15 protein-coding genes and 1 pseudogene are annotated in these 18651 nt (G+C 67.6%); 11 read left to right on the forward strand and 5 right to left on the reverse strand.

What is annotated here, in order from left to right:
• Positions 1-60: 60 nt before the first annotated feature.
• The 9 genes from B4589_RS02815 (at position 61) to B4589_RS02855 (ending at position 10277) form a co-directional block, all read left to right on the forward strand.
• Complete coding sequence (locus B4589_RS02815; RefSeq protein WP_079232843.1) at positions 61-2829, forward strand: type II/IV secretion system ATPase subunit; 2769 nt, start codon at positions 61-63, stop codon at positions 2827-2829.
• Positions 2830-4857 (forward strand): type II secretion system F family protein, encoded by a 2028-nt coding sequence (locus B4589_RS02820; RefSeq protein WP_079232844.1) that lies wholly within the window; start codon positions 2830-2832, stop codon positions 4855-4857.
• The gene (locus B4589_RS02825; protein WP_079232845.1) at positions 4854-5357 is read left to right on the forward strand and encodes a hypothetical protein; all 504 of its coding nucleotides are present in this window, start codon (positions 4854-4856) and stop codon (positions 5355-5357) included. Before B4589_RS02820 ends, B4589_RS02825 begins: the two co-directional genes overlap by 4 nt.
• Complete coding sequence (locus tag B4589_RS02830; RefSeq protein ID WP_079232846.1) at positions 5351-5968, forward strand: hypothetical protein; 618 nt, start codon at positions 5351-5353, stop codon at positions 5966-5968. The genes B4589_RS02825 and B4589_RS02830 overlap by 7 nt, the downstream gene beginning before the upstream one ends.
• A complete protein-coding gene (locus B4589_RS02835) occupies positions 5956-6903 on the forward strand; it encodes a hypothetical protein (RefSeq protein WP_079232847.1) in 948 nt (315 codons plus the stop codon). The genes B4589_RS02830 and B4589_RS02835 overlap by 13 nt, the downstream gene beginning before the upstream one ends.
• Positions 6896-7447, forward strand: coding sequence for a hypothetical protein (locus tag B4589_RS02840; protein ID WP_079232848.1), 552 nt, complete (start codon positions 6896-6898; stop codon positions 7445-7447). Before B4589_RS02835 ends, B4589_RS02840 begins: the two co-directional genes overlap by 8 nt.
• Positions 7448-7511: 64 nt before the next feature.
• The gene (locus B4589_RS02845) at positions 7512-9035 is read left to right on the forward strand and encodes a type IV pilin (RefSeq protein WP_079232849.1); all 1524 of its coding nucleotides are present in this window, start codon (positions 7512-7514) and stop codon (positions 9033-9035) included.
• A 114-nt stretch (positions 9036-9149) separates the two neighbouring features.
• A complete protein-coding gene (locus B4589_RS02850; RefSeq protein WP_079232850.1) occupies positions 9150-9713 on the forward strand; it encodes a winged helix-turn-helix transcriptional regulator in 564 nt (187 codons plus the stop codon).
• Between the two features lie 36 nt (positions 9714-9749).
• Positions 9750-10277: a phosphopantetheine adenylyltransferase gene (locus B4589_RS02855; protein WP_079232851.1), complete on the forward strand. Its 528-nt coding sequence runs from the start codon at positions 9750-9752 to the stop codon at positions 10275-10277.
• On the opposite strand, the gene B4589_RS02860 is transcribed toward B4589_RS02855, so the two are convergent.
• From B4589_RS02860 to B4589_RS02870, 3 genes and pseudogenes are all read right to left on the reverse strand, one after another.
• Positions 10278-10586: a cyclin gene (locus B4589_RS02860; RefSeq protein WP_079232852.1), complete on the reverse strand. Its 309-nt coding sequence runs from the start codon at positions 10584-10586 to the stop codon at positions 10278-10280.
• 40 nt (positions 10587-10626) lie between these two features.
• Positions 10627-11025, reverse strand: a complete 399-nt coding sequence (locus tag B4589_RS02865; RefSeq protein WP_079232853.1) for a thioesterase family protein — start codon at positions 11023-11025, stop codon at positions 10627-10629.
• A 45-nt stretch (positions 11026-11070) separates the two neighbouring features.
• Positions 11071-11253 (reverse strand): annotated as a pseudogene (locus tag B4589_RS02870) (HVO_2922 family protein); the annotation flags it as partial.
• Positions 11254-11362: 109 nt separating this feature from the next.
• On the opposite strand from B4589_RS02870, the gene B4589_RS02875 reads away from it, so the two are divergent.
• Positions 11363-14437 carry an FAD-binding and (Fe-S)-binding domain-containing protein gene (locus B4589_RS02875; RefSeq protein ID WP_079232855.1) on the forward strand — a complete coding sequence of 1025 codons (3075 nt, stop codon included), beginning with the start codon at positions 11363-11365 and terminating at the stop codon, positions 14435-14437.
• A 134-nt stretch (positions 14438-14571) separates the two neighbouring features.
• Here the strand turns inward: B4589_RS02875 and B4589_RS02880 are convergent, their stop codons facing one another.
• Both B4589_RS02880 and B4589_RS02885 read right to left on the reverse strand, forming a co-directional pair.
• Complete coding sequence (locus B4589_RS02880; protein ID WP_079232856.1) at positions 14572-15654, reverse strand: pyridoxal phosphate-dependent aminotransferase; 1083 nt, start codon at positions 15652-15654, stop codon at positions 14572-14574.
• 59 nt (positions 15655-15713) lie between these two features.
• Positions 15714-16175, reverse strand: a complete 462-nt coding sequence (locus tag B4589_RS02885) for a DUF123 domain-containing protein (RefSeq protein WP_143414255.1) — start codon at positions 16173-16175, stop codon at positions 15714-15716.
• Positions 16176-16250: 75 nt separating this feature from the next.
• Here B4589_RS02885 and B4589_RS02890 point away from each other — a divergent pair, with 75 nt between their 5' ends.
• The gene (locus B4589_RS02890; RefSeq protein WP_079232858.1) at positions 16251-18590 is read left to right on the forward strand and encodes a DEAD/DEAH box helicase; all 2340 of its coding nucleotides are present in this window, start codon (positions 16251-16253) and stop codon (positions 18588-18590) included.
• The last annotated feature ends 61 nt before the right edge of the window (positions 18591-18651 follow it).

The raw sequence follows: 18651 nt of genomic DNA on the forward strand, positions 1-18651 counted from the left end.
TTCTCCGTGTTGATACTGCCAGGCGAGACTTTTTGCGTGCGGCGTTAATCCGAGTAGTCAATGGCTACCGACGAGGGGGACTCTTCCCCGAGCCCGCTCGACGGCGAGGTGCAGGAGGACGTCGAACCCGGCGAGGGCGCCGGGTCGACTCCGGACGCCGTCGTCGGCTCGTACACCTGGGACGATTTCCTTCGCGAACACGGCGAGGCCGAGGCGGCGGAAACGCTCTACCAGCGGTTCGAGGAGACGCCCGGCAGCGAGCGCTGGGGGGAGGAGGACCGTTCGCTGACACGGGAGGACTGGGAACGAACCGACGTCGACCCCGCGGAGTATCTGGGGTTCCCGCCGTGGGAGATCGAAGCCCGCATCGCGGCCGCCGCGGGGGTCGCCGGGGACATCACTGACTACTCGTCGCTGATCGGCTACGACCAGACGCCGGTGATCAAGGACATCTACGGCTGGGCGGACTACAAACGCGAGTACTTCTACGACGAGGACGGCGAGCCGCCGACCGACAGCGACGGCGAGCCCGAGACGTTCGACCCCGCCGAGGCACTGGGGTTCCCCCCGGAGTCGATCGGCGCGACGATGGCCGACTGCGAGCGGGCGGGTGAGGAGCTGCAGGAGCTGATCGACGAGCGCACCGTCGACGTCGACGAGGAGATCGACGAGGACGCCTTCTTCTCGGACACGCATGGGCAGACGACCGTCGCCAACCGGTACGATCTGGAGAAGACCGTCCCGATCGCGAAGAAGCAACACTTCCGGGAACGGGACCGCTACTGGGTGAACAAACCCTACTCCTTCGTGGTGATCTTCCACTCGACGAAGGAGAACGAGATCAAGTACTACGTCGTCGAGCCCCACCTCACCGAGATCGAGGACGACCTCACCGACTACCTGACCGACAAGCTTCGGGCGTCGATCAAGTACGAGGACGAGGGCGACACCGCGGGCGACGAGGCCCACCGGCGCTCGGTGATCGAGAACCGAACCCGGGAGCTGCTCGACCGCTACGACCTCTACGACGAGCCCGGCGAGCCGGGCGAACGCGGCGGGCTGGGCAACCGCGTCGCGGACGCGTTCGGGCTCGACCCGGGCGAGGGCGTCTCCGGTCGCGTCGTCGATTTACTGGGGTACGAGGAGCCCGTCGACGGCGTCCACCAACTGGCGGGGATCGAGGTCCGCCCCGAATGGGCCCTGCTGGAGGAGGACGACGACACGCTCAACGAGTACCAGGTCGAGAAGCTGCTGTACTACCTCGAACGCGACTTCATCGGCTACGAGCGCATCGACGGCATCAAACACGACATCAACGTCGAGGACATCTCGTGTGACGGGTACAACGCCCCCGTCTTCGTCTACCACACCGACTACGAGCAGATCATCACCAACGTCTACCACGGCGAGGACGAACTTGACGACTTCGTCGTGAAGCTGGCCCAGCGATCCGGGAAGGGGATCTCCAAGCGCCGGCCACAGGTCGACGCCACCCTCCCGGACGGGTCGCGTGCCCAGCTCACGCTCGGCAAGGAGGTCTCCGACCACGGGACCAACTACACGATCCGCCAGTTCAAGGACGTCCCGTTCACGCCGGTCGACCTGATCAACTGGCAGACGTTCAGCCTCGACGAGATGGCCTTTTTGTGGCTCTGTATCGAGAACCACAAGTCGCTGATCTTCGCCGGCGGGACGGCCTCGGGGAAGACGACCTCGCTGAACGCGGTGTCGCTGTTCATCCCGTCGAACAGCAAGATCGTCTCCATCGAGGACACCCGCGAGGTCGAGCTCCCCCAGCGCAACTGGATCGCCTCAGTTACGCGCCCCTCGTTCTCCGACGACGACAAGGGCGACGTCGACGAGTTCGACCTGCTGGAGGCCGCGCTCCGCCAGCGCCCGGACTACATCGTGATGGGCGAGATCCGTGGCGAGGAGGGGCGGACGCTGTTCCAGGTCATGTCCACGGGGCACACCACCTACACCACGTTCCACGCCGACAACGTGGGGGAGGTGCTGAAGCGGTTCACCACCGAGCCGATCAACGTCTCGAAGACGATGTTCACGGCGCTGGACCTCGTCTCCATCCAGACCTCTACCCGGGTGCACGGCCAGAAGGTGCGCCGGAACAAGTCGATCACCGAGATCAACCACTACGACGCCGAGAACGACGAGATCAACGTGCAGGACGTGTACCAGTGGCAGGCCGAGACCGACGAGTTCCTGAAGATGGGCGACTCGAACACCTTGGAGGAGATCATGTTCGACCGCGGGTGGGACCGCGACCGCCTCGACGACGAGATCTTCAAGCGCCAGACGGTGCTCGCCTACCTGATCTACGAGGGGCTCAACACGTACACCCAGGTCGCGGCGACGTTCCAGGCGTTCATCAACGACCCCGAGACGATCCTCTCGCTGATGGCCAACGACCAGCTGGAGGCCTCGCTCGAGGATCTCCGGGAGATGGAGTCCGTGCTGATCGACATCGACCCCGAGAAGGAGGAGATGGTCCCCCGTCCCGACCCGACCGACGAGATCCTCGAGGAGGCCGCGGGGATCCTCGAAGAGGCGGAGGAGCGACTGTTCGAGAAGTACCGCGGCGAGACCCCCGACGCGGTCGCGGACGCGCTGGTCGACACCGAGCCACAGGGCAACGTCGAAGCGACGGTCGACGCCGCGGGCGAACTCCCCGCCGGGGCCGAGGAAAGCGTCGAACTCGACGAGCCGAACGATCGTGCGGCGCTCGACGACGGCAACGAGGAGGACGACTCGATCCCGGAACTCGAATCGGGCGACGAGGACGACGACTTGGCGAGCGGGGGCGACGAGTAGATGAGTCTGGAACTCGGCGAGGGGCGCGACGACTGGGGGACGCTGGCGGACGCGTTCTACCCGCTGTACGACCTCCTGTTCGACGCCGAGGGGGATTTCGCCGCCAACGTCGAGCAGAAGCTGACCGAGGCGCGGATGAACCAGGCGGTCGAACTGTACCTCTCGCGGGCGCTCGCGGTCGGCGTACTCGTGGGCGGCCTGCTGTGGGCGGTCGGCAGTCTCCTCGGGTGGGCGATCTTTGCGCTCGGGTTCGTCACCCCAGAGTCGCTCAGCCTCGGCCTCCCCGCCGGGAGCGCGGAGACCGCGGCGATGCTCGAGTCGGCGACGGTGCCCGCGGCGGTCCTGCTCTCGGGACTGGTGTTCGGCAGCCTCGGCTTCCTGATGGGCTTTGGCACGCTAGCGGCGATCCCCTACTCCCGGGCGTCGGCACGGAAACGGGAGATCAACATGCTGCTCTCTGACTCGGTCTCCTACATGTACGCGCTGTCTGTCGGGGGGCTGAACCAACTGGAGATCCTCGAGTCGATGGCCCAGGCCGACGACACGTACGGCGAGGTGGCAAAGGAGTTCCAGAGCATCGTCAACGAGACGGAGTACTTCGGCACCGACTACCGGAACGCGGTGCGCAAGCAGTCGATGGAGACCCCCAGCGACGAGCTCTCGCAGTTCCTCACGGACATGCTCTCCATCATCAACTCCGGCGGGGACATGGAGCAGTTCCTCTACGACAAGAAGGAGAAGCACATGCGCACCGCCAAGCAGGAACAGGAGACGACACTGGAGACCCTGGAGCTGTTCGGCGAGATGTACATGACCCTGTCGCTGTTCCCGCTGTTGCTAATCATCATCCTCGTCGTGATGAGCATGATGGGCAGCGGCCGCGAGAGGCTGATCTACGGCACCGTCTACGCGCTGATCCCGCTGACGGGGGTCGGCTTCCTGGTGATGATCTCGACGGTAAAACAGGACGAGATCGGCGACGGCTACCTCTCGCCCCGGGACGGGAGCGAACGGCTCGAAGCCACACAGGAGGAGGGGCTGATCCACCTCGGCCTGATCGAGGCGTTCAAGGGGCGGTTCAGCGTCTTCGACCGCATCCGATCGCGTGAGGGGAACTACAAGACCAAGCAGCTGCTGTCGGCGCCGCAGATCTTCTTCCGGGACAACCCGCTGTTCACGGTCGCGCTCACGCTGCCGACGGCGGCCGCAGTGGTGGCAGTGCTGTTCGTCAACGGCGCGATGCCGACGGCGTGGGACGGGATGATCGCGAACCCGATCTGGGGGACGGTCGCCTGGTACTACATCCCCTCGTACCTGACGCTCGTCCCGCTTGCGGTGTTCTACGAGTGGAACGGGCTCACGCGACGGTCCATCACCGGGAAGCTCTCGGAGAACCTCCGGAAGCTCTCCTCGGCCAACGACACCGGACAGACGCTGCTGGAGTCGATCGAAACCGTCGCTGATACCTCCTCGGGGAAGCTGGCCGACGAGTTCGAGGTGATGTACGCGAAGGTGAACTACGGGATGAGTCTGCGGGAGGCGATGGTCGAGTTCAACAACAAGTACCACATCCCGCGGCTGGCCCGGACGATCAAGCTGATCGCCGAGGCACAGGAGGCCTCCGGCCAGATCACCGACGTGCTGTCGACGGCGGCCCAGTCCTCCGAGAACCAGGACGACATCGAGCGCGAACGCAAGTCCCGGACGCGGATGCAGGTCGCGATCATCCTGATGACGTACCTCACGCTGCTGGCGGTGATGGCGATCCTGAAGGTGCAGTTCCTCGACACCATGGCGTCGATGGGCGGGAGCGGCGGTGGGGAAGCGGCTGGCGCCGGTGGGCTCAGCTTCGGCGCCAGCATCGACACGCAGCTGCTCTCGCTACTCTTTTTCCACGCGGTGACGCTGCAAGCGATGCTCTCGGGGTTCATCTCGGGGTACATCCGCGACGCCCAGATCATCTCCGGCGTGAAGTTCGTCGTGATCCTCCAGACGCTGGCGCTCGCGGTCTGGGTGGTGGTCGTATGAGCCGACGGCGGGTCGTCGACGACGACCGGGGGCAGATGGTGCTCGACTACGCGATCGGCGTGGGGATCTTCCTGATCGCGGTCACGTTTGTCGTCGCCACGATCCCGGGGATGTTCTCGCCGTTCCTCGGTGCCGGCGACACGCAGGTCGCCGACCGCGTCGCTACCTCGATGGCGACCGAGCGCCTCGGCGCACCCGACGAGCCGTACGTGCTGGACCGCGAGTGTACGGACGCGTTCTTCGAGCAATTGGACGACGACGGCACCGAGCCGTCAGCCGAGGACTGTCGGTTCGACACGAACGCGACCAGTCTCCAGCCGATGTTCGGGCTGGACCCCGGCCAGTCGATCCAGGTTCGGATCGAGAGCACCAGTGACGGGGCGACGCTGGGAACGCTCGAGGCGGGGCCCGACGCGCCGAGCAGCGTCTCGGTCACGACCGCGCGACGGATCGTCACTATCGACGGCTCGACGTACTGGCTGGAGGTGCGTGCGTGGTGAGCGACGACCGCGGGCAGGCACGGGCGCTGGAGGCGATCACCGCGGGGATGCTGCTGCTGGCCAGCCTCGCGTTCGCGCTGCAGGTCACGGCGGTCACGCCGCTCACCGGGAGCACCTCCAGCCAGCACATCGAGAACCAGCAGGCCAAGATCGCGGAGGGGGTGCTTGCCGCCGAGGCCGAGAACGGGACCGTCGTGCCGACGCTTTTGGCCTGGAACGAGAGCGGCCACTTCGACGGTGCTGAATTCGGCGGCTTCCACGGTGGCGGCCCGCCAACCGCGTTTGGGAACGTGCTCGATCGGACGCTCCGGGAGCGAAACATTGCGTTCAACGTGAACGTGTTCTACGTCACCAGTGATGGCGAGCGCAATCGCCGCCCGCTTCAGTTGGTTGATCTGGGCTCACCCTCCGACCACGCGTCGACGGCTACACGCTCGTTCACGCTGTACGACGACGACGTGCTCCACGATATCGACGAGTCCACGGAGCGGGCGGAGCCGACGGATACGACACTCGGGGAGGAGGACGGGAACTACTTCGCCCCCGATATCGACGGCGACAGCCGGCTGTACAACGTCGTCGAGGTGGAGGTGGTCGTATGGCGGATGTAGACGACCGCGGCCAGCTCATGCTCGTCGGGGCCCTCACGCTGGCGGTGATGTTCGTGGCGCTGGCGGTGCTGCTCAACGCCGCCATCTACACCGGCAACGTCGCGACGCGCGATGCCGGCCCGGGGACGGGCGAGGCGATCGAGTACGAGGGCGAGGCGACGGCGATGTCCCGGGCGGTCCTCGAGTCGATCCACGAGAGCGGTAGCGAGTACGCCGCGCTGAACGAGGAGTTCAACCGGACGGTCGAAGGGTGGAGCGGCGCCGCGGGCACCCACGTGACGGTGGCGTTGGCCGACACGGAACTGGCGGAGATCGACACCACGCGCGGGACGCGAATCTCGCAGTCGACCGACCGGAACTTCACGGACACGGAGGGGAACCCGAACTGGATCGTCGCCGACGACACGCAGAGTCGAGCGTTCCGCATGAACGTGACCCGGGAGTCGCTCGTGTCGTCGGACACGCCGATCGACGACGGGGCCTTCCGAGTGACGTTCACCGAGAGCGGGGACGACGACGTGTGGAAGGTATACCTGCATCAGGAAGGGACAGATGACGTGTCCGTGACCGTCCTAGACCCGGACGGGAACGACGACACCTGCACCGTCGAGACCGGCGAACGCGCAGTAATCGACATCACCGCCGGCACCGTCGACGGCGAACCGTGTCCGGAGATGCGCTTCTTCGGGAACCTCTCGGAGCCGTACACGATCCGGTACGTCGACGCGGTCGACGGCGGGGATGACCAGGTCGAAGGGACCTACTCCGTGGTCGTCGACCGACCGCGCGACAGCCTCGACACCGGCGCCCGCGAGGGGGACCAGCCGTCGGCCGTGCGGACGCTGTACAGCGCCGAACTCCGCGTGACGTACCGGTCGGCGAACGTCTACTACCAGTCGGAGTTCCGGGTCGCGCCGGGTGAGCCCGATGCGTGAGGACCGCCCGTCGGCGTTCACCGACGACGACCGCGGCGTGTCGACGACGCTGGGGTACACGCTGACGCTCTCGATCACCGCGGTGCTGATCGCCGGCCTGCTGATCGCCGGCGGGACGCTGATCGAGAACCAGCGGGCGGCGATCGTCAACGACGAACTGACCGTCTCGGGCCAACAGCTCGCCGGCGGCTTCGAGGACGCCGATCGGCTCGCCGACGCCGCGAGCAGCGAGAACAGCAGCGTCGCTGTGAACGTCTGGCTCCCCGACGACGTCGGCACCGGCGGGGAGTACTCGCTCAGGCTGGTGAACCACTCCACAGCGGACGGACAGCCGGCTAGCGGCACCATCGTCGTCACTGCCGAGAGCGTCGACGTGAGCCGGAACGTCAGCTTCCGAACCCAGTACCCGATCGCGAACGACACGCTACCCGGCGGCCCGGTGACGATCCGGTTCGCCGACGGCGACGAGGACGGGGATCGAGAACTGGTAGCTTCACCGGCCGACGAGCGGGGCCTCGCCGCCGACGAGGAGGGGGACTCGTGATGGGCGTTCTTTCGCCCCCCGACGAGGGGAGAACATATCCCCCTGGAGGCTGTACCCGACGATGATGCGTACCGATCGTGGCGTCTCGAGTGTCGTCGGCGTGGTGTTGCTACTCGGCATCACCATCATCGGCACCGGCGTCGTCGTCGGGATCGGCGCCCAGGCGTTCGCCGACGCCGAGCGGACGACCACGGTCTCACAGGCCCAACACTCGCTGACGCAGTTCGACTCACAGGCCGCGATCGTCGGGCTGGGCGAGAGCAGTTCCCAGCGCGTCGAACTCGGCCCCTCGGGTAACGGTGAGTTCGTCGCCGAAGACGACTCGGGGTGGATCGAGATCGTCCACCACAACGCCACCGGCGAGGACAAGAACGAGACGATATACAACGCCTCGCTGGGGTCGGTGAGCTACCGGAACGGTGACGTGGAGATCGGCTACCAGGGCGGCGGCGTCTGGGAGCGACGGGGCAACAGCAGCGTGATGCGCTCGCCGCCGGAGTTCAACTACCGCCGCTCGACGCTCACACTGCCCGCGATCCGGGTCGTCTCCGACTCGCAGGCGTCGGGACGGACGAGCGCAATCGTGACGCAGGGCGAGGAGCACGAGTCCCGGAAGGTGTACCCCAACGAGTCGGTCCACGACGACGGCGAGTCGTGGGACGACGAAGGCGCGCCTTACGGCGACAACAGCACGTACGCGAACCCGATCAACAACGGGACCGTCAACGTCACCGTCCAGAGTCGGTTCTACCAGGGATGGGCCGAGTTCTTCCGATCGCGGACGAGCGGGAACGTGACCGTCGATCACCGACGCGAACGCGCGAGCGTGCAGTTAGTAACGGTTGATACGGTCGAAGAGTTTGAACTCAGTGAAACAACCGGTACTTGGGGGCTTACAGCGCGTGGGCAGGCGCCAGGCCATAGTCTTACCGATCTCAATACGACCTATATCAATAACAACCAGGGAAAGGGGACGACTTTCTATAACTCCCATCTTGGATACTATTTCGAATCAGGTGCTGAAAGTTTCGAATACATCGTCCATGTTCCGAAGGATGAGTCCGGAACCATAGGATTGAGCCTCTTCTATAAGAATACGCGAACCGATGTCCAACATGAATGGTCAAACAACGATATACCGATCAATAGCGGGCCGATCCGAGTCAGCGACGACGGAAAGAAGTTGGTCATCAACCTTACTGCGGGGAACGCGACCCACGGGACGAATCTAACCTACGGAGACGCCGATAGCACAGGCGCACAAGGGGACTGGGAGAATACCGGGACCCACCCGAACGAGATTTCGTTCAATCATGATGACGACGGAGAGACAATCACGTTTGATGTCGGCGATGATCACAGAGATCAAGCAACGACATATCTCCTTGCTCGACACTACATCGCACTTCTTGGGGACGAGTTCACGATCTATGGTACTGACCGGGGACAGGGTGGTTCCGGCAGTGGAAAGGGGACAAAGATCGACACCAGCGCCTCTACCGGCGTGCTCGACTACGAGACGAGCGGCCGGCAGTACATCGCGTACCTCCACGTGACCGAAAACGAGATCGAAGTCGAACTGGAGTAGCGCAGCGCGTTCGGTGACTTCTCAGCGCCGAGGAGTGCTCCACGGCTCCTGCTCGCCTCGAACCGCGCGGCAAACGTTTTTGCGTGCGGAGTTCTGACCTTTGCCTGAACACATATGTCCCAGGAGCCCGAAACCGACGACGAAGACGCCAGTTCGGCGCGGGAGCGGCTCGAGGAGAGCGCCGACAAGGCGATCGGCGAGTTCGATCAGGGCGTCGTCGACCTGCTGGCGTGGCTGCTCGACACCGAGACGCGGGCGCGGATCTACGTCTACCTCCGACAGCACCCCGCCAGCACCAGCGAGGAGGTCGCCGAGGGGACGGGGCTATACCCGAGCACCGTCCGCGAAGCGCTGGCCGAACTCCACGAGGAGGAAACCGTCATCCGCGGGAAACGCGAGAGCGAGGGCGCGGGCAACAACCCCTACGAGTACGACGCCATCTCGCCCAGCGAGCTCGTCTCCGACGCGGTCGGCCAGGTGCAGAGCCAGCTCAACGCGGTGTTCAACCTCGACGACCGCCTCAGCCGCGGCGAGGAGGGCGACGACGAGGGGCCGGTGACTATCTCCGTCAGCGACGGCGACGGGGAGGCCGACGACGGCGGGGACACCGACGACCAAGCGGAGGACACCGAGAACGCGAGCGACGCCGACTCGTCCGACGCGGCCGAGAGCAAATGACCGCGCTTTAACCGTCGGCGGACCGAGACCCGCGGTATGCAGGTCGCCATCGGGGGGACGTTCGACCCCGTCCACGACGGTCACCGGAAGCTGTTCCGCCGAGCGTTCGAACTCGGCGACCTGACCGTCGGTCTCACGTCCGACGAACTCGCCCCGGAGACACGTCACGTCGAGCGGTACGTCCGCCCCTGGGAGGAGCGCAAGGCGGATCTCGAGGCCGAACTCGAACCGCTTGCCGGGGAGTACGGCCGCGAGTTCGAGATCCGAAAGCTGGAGGAGCCGACCGGGATCGCGACCGAGCCACAGTTCGACGCGCTGATCGTCTCCCCGGAAACCGAGTCGGGCGGCGAACGGATCAACGAGATCCGCGAGGGGCGCGGCCACGACCCGCTCCGGATCGAGGTCGTCGACCACGTTTCCGCCGAGGACGGCGAGCGCATCTCCTCGACGCGGATCGTCACCGGCGAGATCGACAGACACGGCAACCTCACGCCCGAACGCGAGGGTCGCGGGAAGTTCCCGCCGGAGGGCGCCGAGTCCGCCTCCGCTTGCGACTCCGAGTAGTCACCACGACGGCGGGCGAAACCCCGCCGACTCGAGTATCGGCTTCCAGCGCTGCTGGACCGAGAGCCGCGAGACGTCCATCGCGTCGGCCACGTTCGTCTGGGATCGTTCCTCGCCCGCAAGCAGCGCACCCGCATAGAGCGCGGCGGCCGCGACCGCGGGTTTGGAGCGCTCGCTCTCGGGGACGTTGCTCAGGAACAGGTCCTCGGCGGTCGACCGCGCGTCGGCGCCGAGGTCGAGGCTGTCGGCCGCGCGTTCGATCTCCACGAGCCACTCCTCCTGTTCGACGCGGTCCCGGGCGCTGTACACGGTCGGAGGTAGGTGTCCAGCCCGATAAACCGTCCGCCGGCTAGAGGTCGTGGTACGACTCGATCGCCTCGCGCCACTCCTCGGGGATCGGCACCGACTCGCCGGCCTCGCGGTCGTACGCCACCTGCACGCTCTCGACGCTGGCCGCGAGGTTCCCGTCGCCGTCGCTGATCTCGTACGTCATCGGGAGGCTCGACTCGCCGAGGCTCGGCACGTCGACCGCGACCGTGACGGGACCGTCGTCGAGTTCGATCGGCCGGTGGTAGTCGATCTCGATACGGGCGAGCACCGAGGAGACCGCCGAGAGGTCGGTGCCGAGCACGTCCGCGAAGTAGTCGACCCGAGCCTGCTCGGCGTAGCTGGCGTACACCGCGTTGTTGACGTGGCCCATCGCGTCGATGTCACGGAAGCGCACGCCGACGGTGGTCTCGTAGCTCATGGACCGACCTCGCGCGCCGGCGAAAATAGGGGCACCGATCCGGGATCAGTCGTGCTCCTCGACGCCGGCGCCGGCAGCGTTGTTCTTGACGCTCTCGATCCCCTGCCGGGCCTTCTGTTTGCTCGCGTACCCCTCGCCGCTGTCGGCGACGATGTTGCCGTTGTCGTGGCGGAGCCGCCAGCGGTACTGCCCGGCTTCGTCCTCGAACAGCTCGAAGGTGGCTTTGGACTCGGACATCGGCTGATACGTTGCTCTCGCACGTGAAACGTTTTCCGGCCCGAACGATCCGGCTGCCCGAGGGAGTGTGCTTTTCCCCGTACTCGTGTAACATCCTCGCATGGCAGCGGACCCGGACCCGGCGACCGACGGCGACTTCGACTACCGGGGTGGCGAGGTGGCCCGCCCGGGGCTTGTCGAGGACCTCGAGTCGCTGGTCGACGGCGACGTGCGCTTCGACAGCTACTCCCGACAGCTCTACGCGACCGACGCCTCGGCGTACGAGGTCACACCGATCGGCGTCGTACTCCCCGAGTCGACCGCCGACGTCGCCGCCGTTCTCGAGTACTGCGCCGAACGCGAGGTGCCCGTGCTCCCACGCGGTGGCGGGACCAGCCTCGCCGGCCAAGCGGTCAACGAGGCGGTCGTGCTCGACTTCACGGCCGAGATGGACGCCGTCCTGGAGGTCGACCCCGAGACGGCGACGGCGACCGCACAACCGGGGGCGATCCTCGCCGACCTCAACACCGCCTGCGAGCCCCACGGGTTGAAGTTCGCGCCCGACCCCGCGTGGCGGGACAAGTCCGCCCTCGGCGGCGCCATCGGCAACAACTCCACCGGCTCGCACTCCCTGAAGTACGACAAAACCGACGCCTACGTCGAGTCCTGCGAGGTCGTACTCGCCGACGGGACCGTGGCCGAGTTCGGCGAGGAACGCGTCGGCGACCTGCGGGCCCGTGCGGACCCGGACGGCGACATCGAACAACGGATCGCCGCGGGCGTCGTCGACGTGCTCGACGATCACGCCGACGAGGTGCGCGAGCGCTACCCCGAACTCAAGCGGAACGTCTCGGGGTACAACCTCGACGTGCTGGTCGACGAGGCGACCGTAGACGGGGCGGTTTCGGACGACGCCACGGTCAACCTCGCGCGACTGCTCGCGGGCAGCGAGGGGACGCTCGCGATCGTCACCGAAGCGACGGTCTCGCTCGAACCGATCCCGGAGACGAAAGCCGTCGCCCTCCTGGCGTACGACGACCTGCTCGACGCGATGGAGGACGTGACCGCGGTGCTCGAACACGACCCCGCGGCCGTCGAGGTGATGGACGACACGCTGCTCGACCTCGCGCGGGAGACCCAGGAGTTCGCCGACGTGGTGGGGATGCTCCCCGAGGGGACCGATTCGGCGCTGCTCGTGGAGTTCTACGCCGAGAGCGACGACGACGGGCGGCGGAAGGTGGCCGACCTGCTCGCCGACCGTCGGCCCGGAACTGACACCGCGACCGACCCCTCCGACGATCCCCCCTCGACAGGCGCGCCGGTCCGTGCCCACGCGGCGATGGAGGCCCACGACGAGATCACCCGCGAGCGCTTCTGGAAGATGCGGAAATCCGGGCTGCCGATCCTGCTCTCGCGAACGACCGACGAGAAACACGTCTCGTTCATCGAGGACTGTGCGGTCCCGCCGGAGAAGCTCCCGGAGTACACCCGGCGGTTCCAGCAGGTGCTCGAGGAGCACGACACGTTCGCCAGTTTCTACGCCCACGCCGGTCCGGGGGTGCTCCACGTCCGGCCGTTGCTCGACACGAAGAGCGAGGCCGGCGTCGACGCGCTCGCGTCCATCGCCGACGCCGTGAGCGACATCGTCGTCGACCTCGGCGGCAGCGTCTCCGGCGAACACGGCGACGGCCGCGCCCGTACCCAGTGGAACCGGAAGCTGTACGGCCAGGAGCTCTGGGAAGCGTTCCGCGACCTCAAGCGCGCGTTCGACCCCGACTGGCTCCTGAACCCCGGGCAGGTGTGTGGGTACGCGCCCGACGAGCGCCGGCCCGAGTGGGCGCCCGAGCGCGCCGACGCCGCCGAGATGACCGAGCACCTCCGCTTCGATCCCGCGTACGAGTTCGACGCCGGCTTCGACCCCGACCTCCGCTGGCAGAACGCCAACGGGTTCCAGGGGATGGCCGAACTCTGCCACGGCTGTGGCGGCTGTCGCGGCGGGCAGGACACCACCGGCGGGGTGATGTGCCCGACCTACCGCGCGGCCGAGGAGGAGATCCAGTCCACTCGCGGCCGAGCGAACCTGCTCCGACAAGCGATGAGCGGCGACCTCCCCGAAGAAGAGGTGTTCACCGAGCAGTTCGCCGACGAGGTGATGGATCTCTGCATCGGCTGCAAGGGCTGTGCCCGGGACTGCCCGAGCGAGGTCGACATGGCGAAGATGAAGACCGAGATCGAACACGAACGTCACCAGCGCGAGGGGAGCAGCCTCCGGGAGAAGCTGTTCGCCAATATCGACACGCTCTCGGCAGTCGGGAGCCGGCTCGCCCCCCTGTCGAACGCCGCCGCGAAACTCCCCGGCGCGCGCTGGGCGATGGAGAAAACCGTCGGTATCGCTTCCGATCGCACACTCCCCACGTTCCACCGCGAATCCTTCGCGGACTGGATGACCGACCGCGAGCCCGCGGTCCCCGAACGGGAAGCCGATCGGAAAGCCCTGATCCTCCCCGACACGCACACGAACTACAACGCTCCCGAACAGGGAAGAGCCGCCGTCCGCGTGCTCGAAGCCGCCGGCGTTCACGTCCGACTCGCCGAGGGCGCCGGTTCCAGTGGTCGCCCGCCGCTCTCGAAAGGGTTCGTCGACGAGGCCCGCGATCGAGCTCGCGAGAACGTCGACGCGCTCGCGCCGAGAGTCCGGGACGGCTGGGACGTGGTCGTCGTCGAACCCTCCGACGCCGTGATGCTCCAGTCGGACTACCACGACCTGCTCGCGGGCGACGACGTCGACGCCGTCTCGGCGGGAACTTACGGCGTGTTCGAGTACCTCGACGCGTTCCAACTCGACGAGAACCTCGACGCCGCGGGCGGGAGGTCGCTCGTCTACCACGGTCACTGCCACCAGAAGGCGACGAAGAAGGACCACCACGCGGTCGGCGTGCTCCGCCGCGCCGGCTTCGAGGTCGAAGCGCTCGACTCGACCTGCTGTGGGATGGCCGGAAGCTTCGGCTACGAGGCCGAGCACTACTCCATGAGCAAGGCCATCGGCCGGATCCTGTTCGATCAGGTCGACGACGCCGACGGCGAGCAGGTGGTCGCGCCGGGCGCCTCCTGTCGGACCCAACTCGGCGACAGGGAGGACGCCGACGCGGAGCCACCACACCCGATCGAGACCCTCGCGGCCGCGATCGAGGACTGACCGAGCTTTCAAGTACCAAAGCGCGACCACGCTCCCCGTGACCTGACCACCGCGGCGGGGCAGCAGCGGGAGCGTGGCACCTGCCTCGCCGGCGACCTGCCACCTGTTCGCCAACACGCCATCGGGGTCGGTCCTCAGAGCCCGTCGAGAACGTCGTCGAGCGCGTCCAGCCCCGCCGCGACCTCCTCGGTTCCCCGGCCAGCGGAGATCCGCACGCCCGAGGGAAGGTCGAAGAAACGCCCCGGAACGACCAGCACCCCGGCGTCCCACGCCGCCTCGGCGAGTTCGTCCCCGTCGGCGCGCTCGTGTTCGACGTAGCCGAACGTGCAGCCGGCGGCGATCCCCCCATCGAGATCCGACCGCTCCTCGACGAACGACGAGAGCAGTTCGTGGTTCCGCCGGAGGTGTGAGCGGGAGTCCGCGACCAGTTCGTCCCGGTGGGCGAAGAAGCGGCGGGCCAGGGCACGACTCGGTCCGGCGACCGACGGGAGATGCATGAACACCTGCCGGGCGCGCTCGACGAACGGCTCGTCGGCGATCAGCCAGCCGATCTGGAGGTCGCCGAGCCCGTGGAACTTCGTGAACGAGCCGGTCACGACCGTGTTCGGGAGCCCCGCGGCCGTGACGCCGCCGAACGCCCCGTCGGCGTCGTCCTCGGCCGTGTAGGGCCCGTACACCTCGTCGACGAGGAGTCGCGTGTTCTCGTCCGCGAGCGCGTCGGCGACCGACGCCAGTTCGGTTCGGGAGGTGAGCCGTCCCGACGGGTTGTGCCGGTTCGTGACGGTGGCCAGCGCCGTCCCGTCGGACGCGGCTGACGCGATCTCTCCCGGGAGGAGCGGGTACCCCGACCGTGCCGGGCGCTCGAACCGTGCGACCGTCCCGCCGACGCCGGCCGGCGTGTGGACCAGCGGGTCGTAGCCAGGGTCCTCGACGAGCACTTCCCGCCCGTCGGCCAGCGACAGCGCCGCCGCGGCGGCGAGGAAGTTGGCGTGGGTCGCACCCGCGGTCACCAGTACCGACGACTCGTCGACGCCGTACTCCGCGGCGATCGACGCCGAGAGCGACGGTGGATCGGTCGGGTCCGCAAGGCCCGAGAGTGGCGGCGGAGCCACCGACCCGTCGGGGCGGTCCGTCCGGAGGTCGCTGGACCCGAGGTCGTGGTCGGCCCCCTCGGGCCGCCCCTCGATCCACTCCAGGTAGGGCATTGGTTCGAACATGCCACCCGGTGGTGGTGCAGGGGATTAAGAGCCACCGGCTTCCCGGCTGGGGTACCGGATCAACGTCGATCGTGGACGCCGTCCGCTCGCTCGGCCGCGACATCGGCGTTCTCGAAGCGTGTGAGATGACTCTCGCAGTCACAGTCCGAGGCACCGAACCCCGGAACGGGGCCGTCGCCGAGTTCTCGCGCGACCGCGCACTCGCAGTCCTGCCCGCGCGTGCGTTCGACCGCGACCAGCTCGGTGTCCGAGTGGCCGCCGAAGTAGTCGACGTGCCAGTGGCGAACGTCGTGTTCGCCGGCGGCGACGCGCCGGTGCCGGTCGATCCGGGAGAACCCGCCACTGCCGAGCGCACTCCCCGTGTAGCAGTAGCCGCCCGGCGGGAAGCGGTACTCGCCGAGCGCACTCCCCGTGTAGCAGTAGCCGCCCGGCGGGAAGCGGTACTCGCCGAGCGCACCGACCTCGATATCGGCGGCGCTGGGCAGCGAGAAGACCAGGGTGTAGGTGCCGCCGTCGGCCATACCGATACCTCGGCACGGCGGGTCAAAAGCGGCCGGGACCAGAACGGTCATGGCTCGCGGGCGCCGAGCGGGCGCGTGCACGACCCGCTCGACTGGCTCCGGGAGCGCCCGTACTACGAGGCGCAGGTGGCCGCCCACCGGCGGGTCCCCGCCCGTGAGCCGACGTTCGTGGATCTCGACGTCGAGTCGCGCCTCGAAAGCGCACTCGCCGACCGCGGGATCGAGCAGCCCTTCGACCATCAGGCAGCCGCGATCGAGGCCGTCAGGGACGGCGACGACGTCGTGATCGCGACCGAGACCGCCAGCGGAAAGAGCCTCGCGTACACCGTCCCCGCGTTCGAGCGGGCGATGGACCACGGCGGCCGGACGCTGTATCTCGGCCCGCAGAACGCGCTGGTCTCCGACCAGCTGGAGACGCTCTCGGAGCTGGCCCGGAATCTCGGGTTCGGCTCCCGTGTCTCGGTCGATCAGTACACTGGCCGCCTCTCGAAATCCGAGAAGCGCGACGTTCGGGACCGCCGGCCGACGGTACTGCTCTCGAACCCAGATATGGTCCACTACGCGCTGCTCCCCCACGCCCACCGGCTCTGGGAGTGGTTCTTCGAGTCGCTCGAACTGGTCGTGGTCGACGAGGTCCACAGCTACCGCGGCGTGTTCGGGTCACAGGTGGCGCTCCTCCTGCGACGGCTGAACCGGATCTGTGAGCGCTACGGATCGGACCCGACGTACGTCTGCTGCTCGGCGACGATCGGCAACCCCGTCGAGCACGCGGCGACGGTCACCGGCCAGGCGCCGTCGGGGTTCACGCTCGTCGACGACGACGCCTCCGCGACCGGGCCGCGGGACTGGGTGCTCTGGAACCCGCCCGAGTACGAGCAGGACCGCGATACCGGCCGGCGGCGCTCCAGCCACACCGAGTCGATGCGGCTGTTCACGGATCTCGTCGAGGCGGGCGAGCAGACGCTCGTGTTCACCCGCAGTCGCCAGACTGCGGAGCAGTACGCTGCCGAGTCCGCGAAGGAACTCCGGAGCCGCGGCGCGAACGAACTGGCGGGGAAGGTCGGCGCCTACCAGGGCTCGCTGACCGACGAACGCCGGCGCGAACTGGAGGAGCAGCTCCACAGCGGCGAACTCCGGGGCGTCTGGAGCACGAACGCGCTCGAACTCGGCGTCGACGTCGGCGGGCTGGACGCGGTGATCGTCGACGGCTACCCCGGCACCCGGATGGCGGCGTTCCAGCAGGCCGGGCGCGCGGGCCGGGGGGAGGACCCCGCACTGGTGGTGATGGTTGCCGGCGAGGATCAGTTGGACCAGTACCTGATGCGCGACCCGGAGTCGTTCTTCGAAGGCGACCCCGAGGACGCCATCTCTGACCCGGAGAACGAGCAGATCATGCCCGACCACGTCGCCAGCGCGGCCGTGGAGAACTGGCTCTCGCGGGAGGACGAACGCCACTTCGGCGAGCCGTTCCCGGACGTGGTCGCGGATCTGGAGGACGCCGGGGTGCTGGAACGACGCGACACCGCGCAGGGGCTCCGCTGGACCCACGACGGCGAGGGGAGCCCGCAGCACTCGATGAACCTCCGGACCATCGACGACCGGGACGTGGATCTCCGGGACGCCCGCTCGGGCGACGTGATCGCCACGCTGGGGTTCTCGGACGCGCTCCGTGACGCTCACCCTGGCGCGATCTACCACCACCAGGGCCAGCGCTACGAGGTCGCGGAGTTGGATCTGGATCGGGACACGGCCCGCCTCCAGCCGACGTGGGCGGACTACCACACGCGAGTGCTGACCGAGAAGGACGTGACCGTCCACGAGGACCTGCGGGAGAAAGCGCTCTCTGCCCGTCCCGACACAGCGGTCCGGTTCGCGGACGTCTCCGTCACCGAGCGGATCACGGGGTTCGAACGCCGCGACGCCGCCTCCGGCGAGACGCTGGGCCGGGAGTCGCTCGACCTCCCGGAGACGACGCTCCGAACGAAGGCGCTCTACTGGACGGTCCCGGAGGACGTCGAGGTGGAGATGCGCGCGATGGCCGCCGAGGACGGCGACCCGGAGTACGGGTTCAACGGCGGCATCCACGCGGCCGAGCACGGCGTCATCTCGCTGTTCCCGCTGTACCTGCTCTGTGACCGGGCGGACATCGGCGGGCTCTCGACGCCGTACCACGGCCACACCGACCAGTCGACGGTGTTCGTCTACGACGGCCACCCCGGCGGCGTCGGGCTGACGAGGCGCGGCTACGACCGCATCGAGGAACTGCTGGCCCGGACCGCCCGGCTGATCGACGACTGTGACTGCGCGGACGGCTGCCCGTCCTGCGTGCAGTCACCCCACTGCGGCAACGCGAACGACCCGCTCTCGAAGCCCGAGTCGGTGTTCATGCTCGAGGAGCTCACCGGCGACGACTGAGCGGATCGGGACGGGATCGCGGGGCGCTTTTGCAACGCTTAAACCCACGGCGGCGCTCCCT

It is taken from the genome of Halolamina sp. CBA1230, assembly GCF_002025255.2.
Taxonomy (GTDB): Archaea; Halobacteriota; Halobacteria; order Halobacteriales; family Haloferacaceae; genus Halolamina.

What these genes read in the sequence shown, in the direction of transcription:
- B4589_RS02815 (WP_079232843.1), top strand. Translation starts at nt 61, where the DNA reads ATGGCTACCGACGAGGGGGACTCTTCCCCGAGCCCGCTCGACGGCGAG.
- B4589_RS02820 (WP_079232844.1), top strand. Translation starts at nt 2,830, where the DNA reads ATGAGTCTGGAACTCGGCGAGGGGCGCGACGACTGGGGGACGCTGGCG.
- B4589_RS02825 (WP_079232845.1), top strand. Translation starts at nt 4,854, where the DNA reads ATGAGCCGACGGCGGGTCGTCGACGACGACCGGGGGCAGATGGTGCTC.
- B4589_RS02835 (WP_079232847.1), top strand. Translation starts at nt 5,956, where the DNA reads ATGGCGGATGTAGACGACCGCGGCCAGCTCATGCTCGTCGGGGCCCTC.
- B4589_RS02840 (WP_079232848.1), top strand. Translation starts at nt 6,896, where the DNA reads ATGCGTGAGGACCGCCCGTCGGCGTTCACCGACGACGACCGCGGCGTG.
- B4589_RS02845 (WP_079232849.1), top strand. Translation starts at nt 7,512, where the DNA reads ATGCGTACCGATCGTGGCGTCTCGAGTGTCGTCGGCGTGGTGTTGCTA.
- B4589_RS02850 (WP_079232850.1), top strand. Translation starts at nt 9,150, where the DNA reads ATGTCCCAGGAGCCCGAAACCGACGACGAAGACGCCAGTTCGGCGCGG.
- B4589_RS02855 (WP_079232851.1), top strand. Translation starts at nt 9,750, where the DNA reads ATGCAGGTCGCCATCGGGGGGACGTTCGACCCCGTCCACGACGGTCAC.
- B4589_RS02865 (WP_079232853.1), bottom strand. Translation starts at nt 11,025, where the DNA reads ATGAGCTACGAGACCACCGTCGGCGTGCGCTTCCGTGACATCGACGCG.
- B4589_RS02875 (WP_079232855.1), top strand. Translation starts at nt 11,363, where the DNA reads ATGGCAGCGGACCCGGACCCGGCGACCGACGGCGACTTCGACTACCGG.
- B4589_RS02880 (WP_079232856.1), bottom strand. Translation starts at nt 15,654, where the DNA reads ATGTTCGAACCAATGCCCTACCTGGAGTGGATCGAGGGGCGGCCCGAG.
- B4589_RS02885 (WP_143414255.1), bottom strand. Translation starts at nt 16,175, where the DNA reads ATGGCCGACGGCGGCACCTACACCCTGGTCTTCTCGCTGCCCAGCGCC.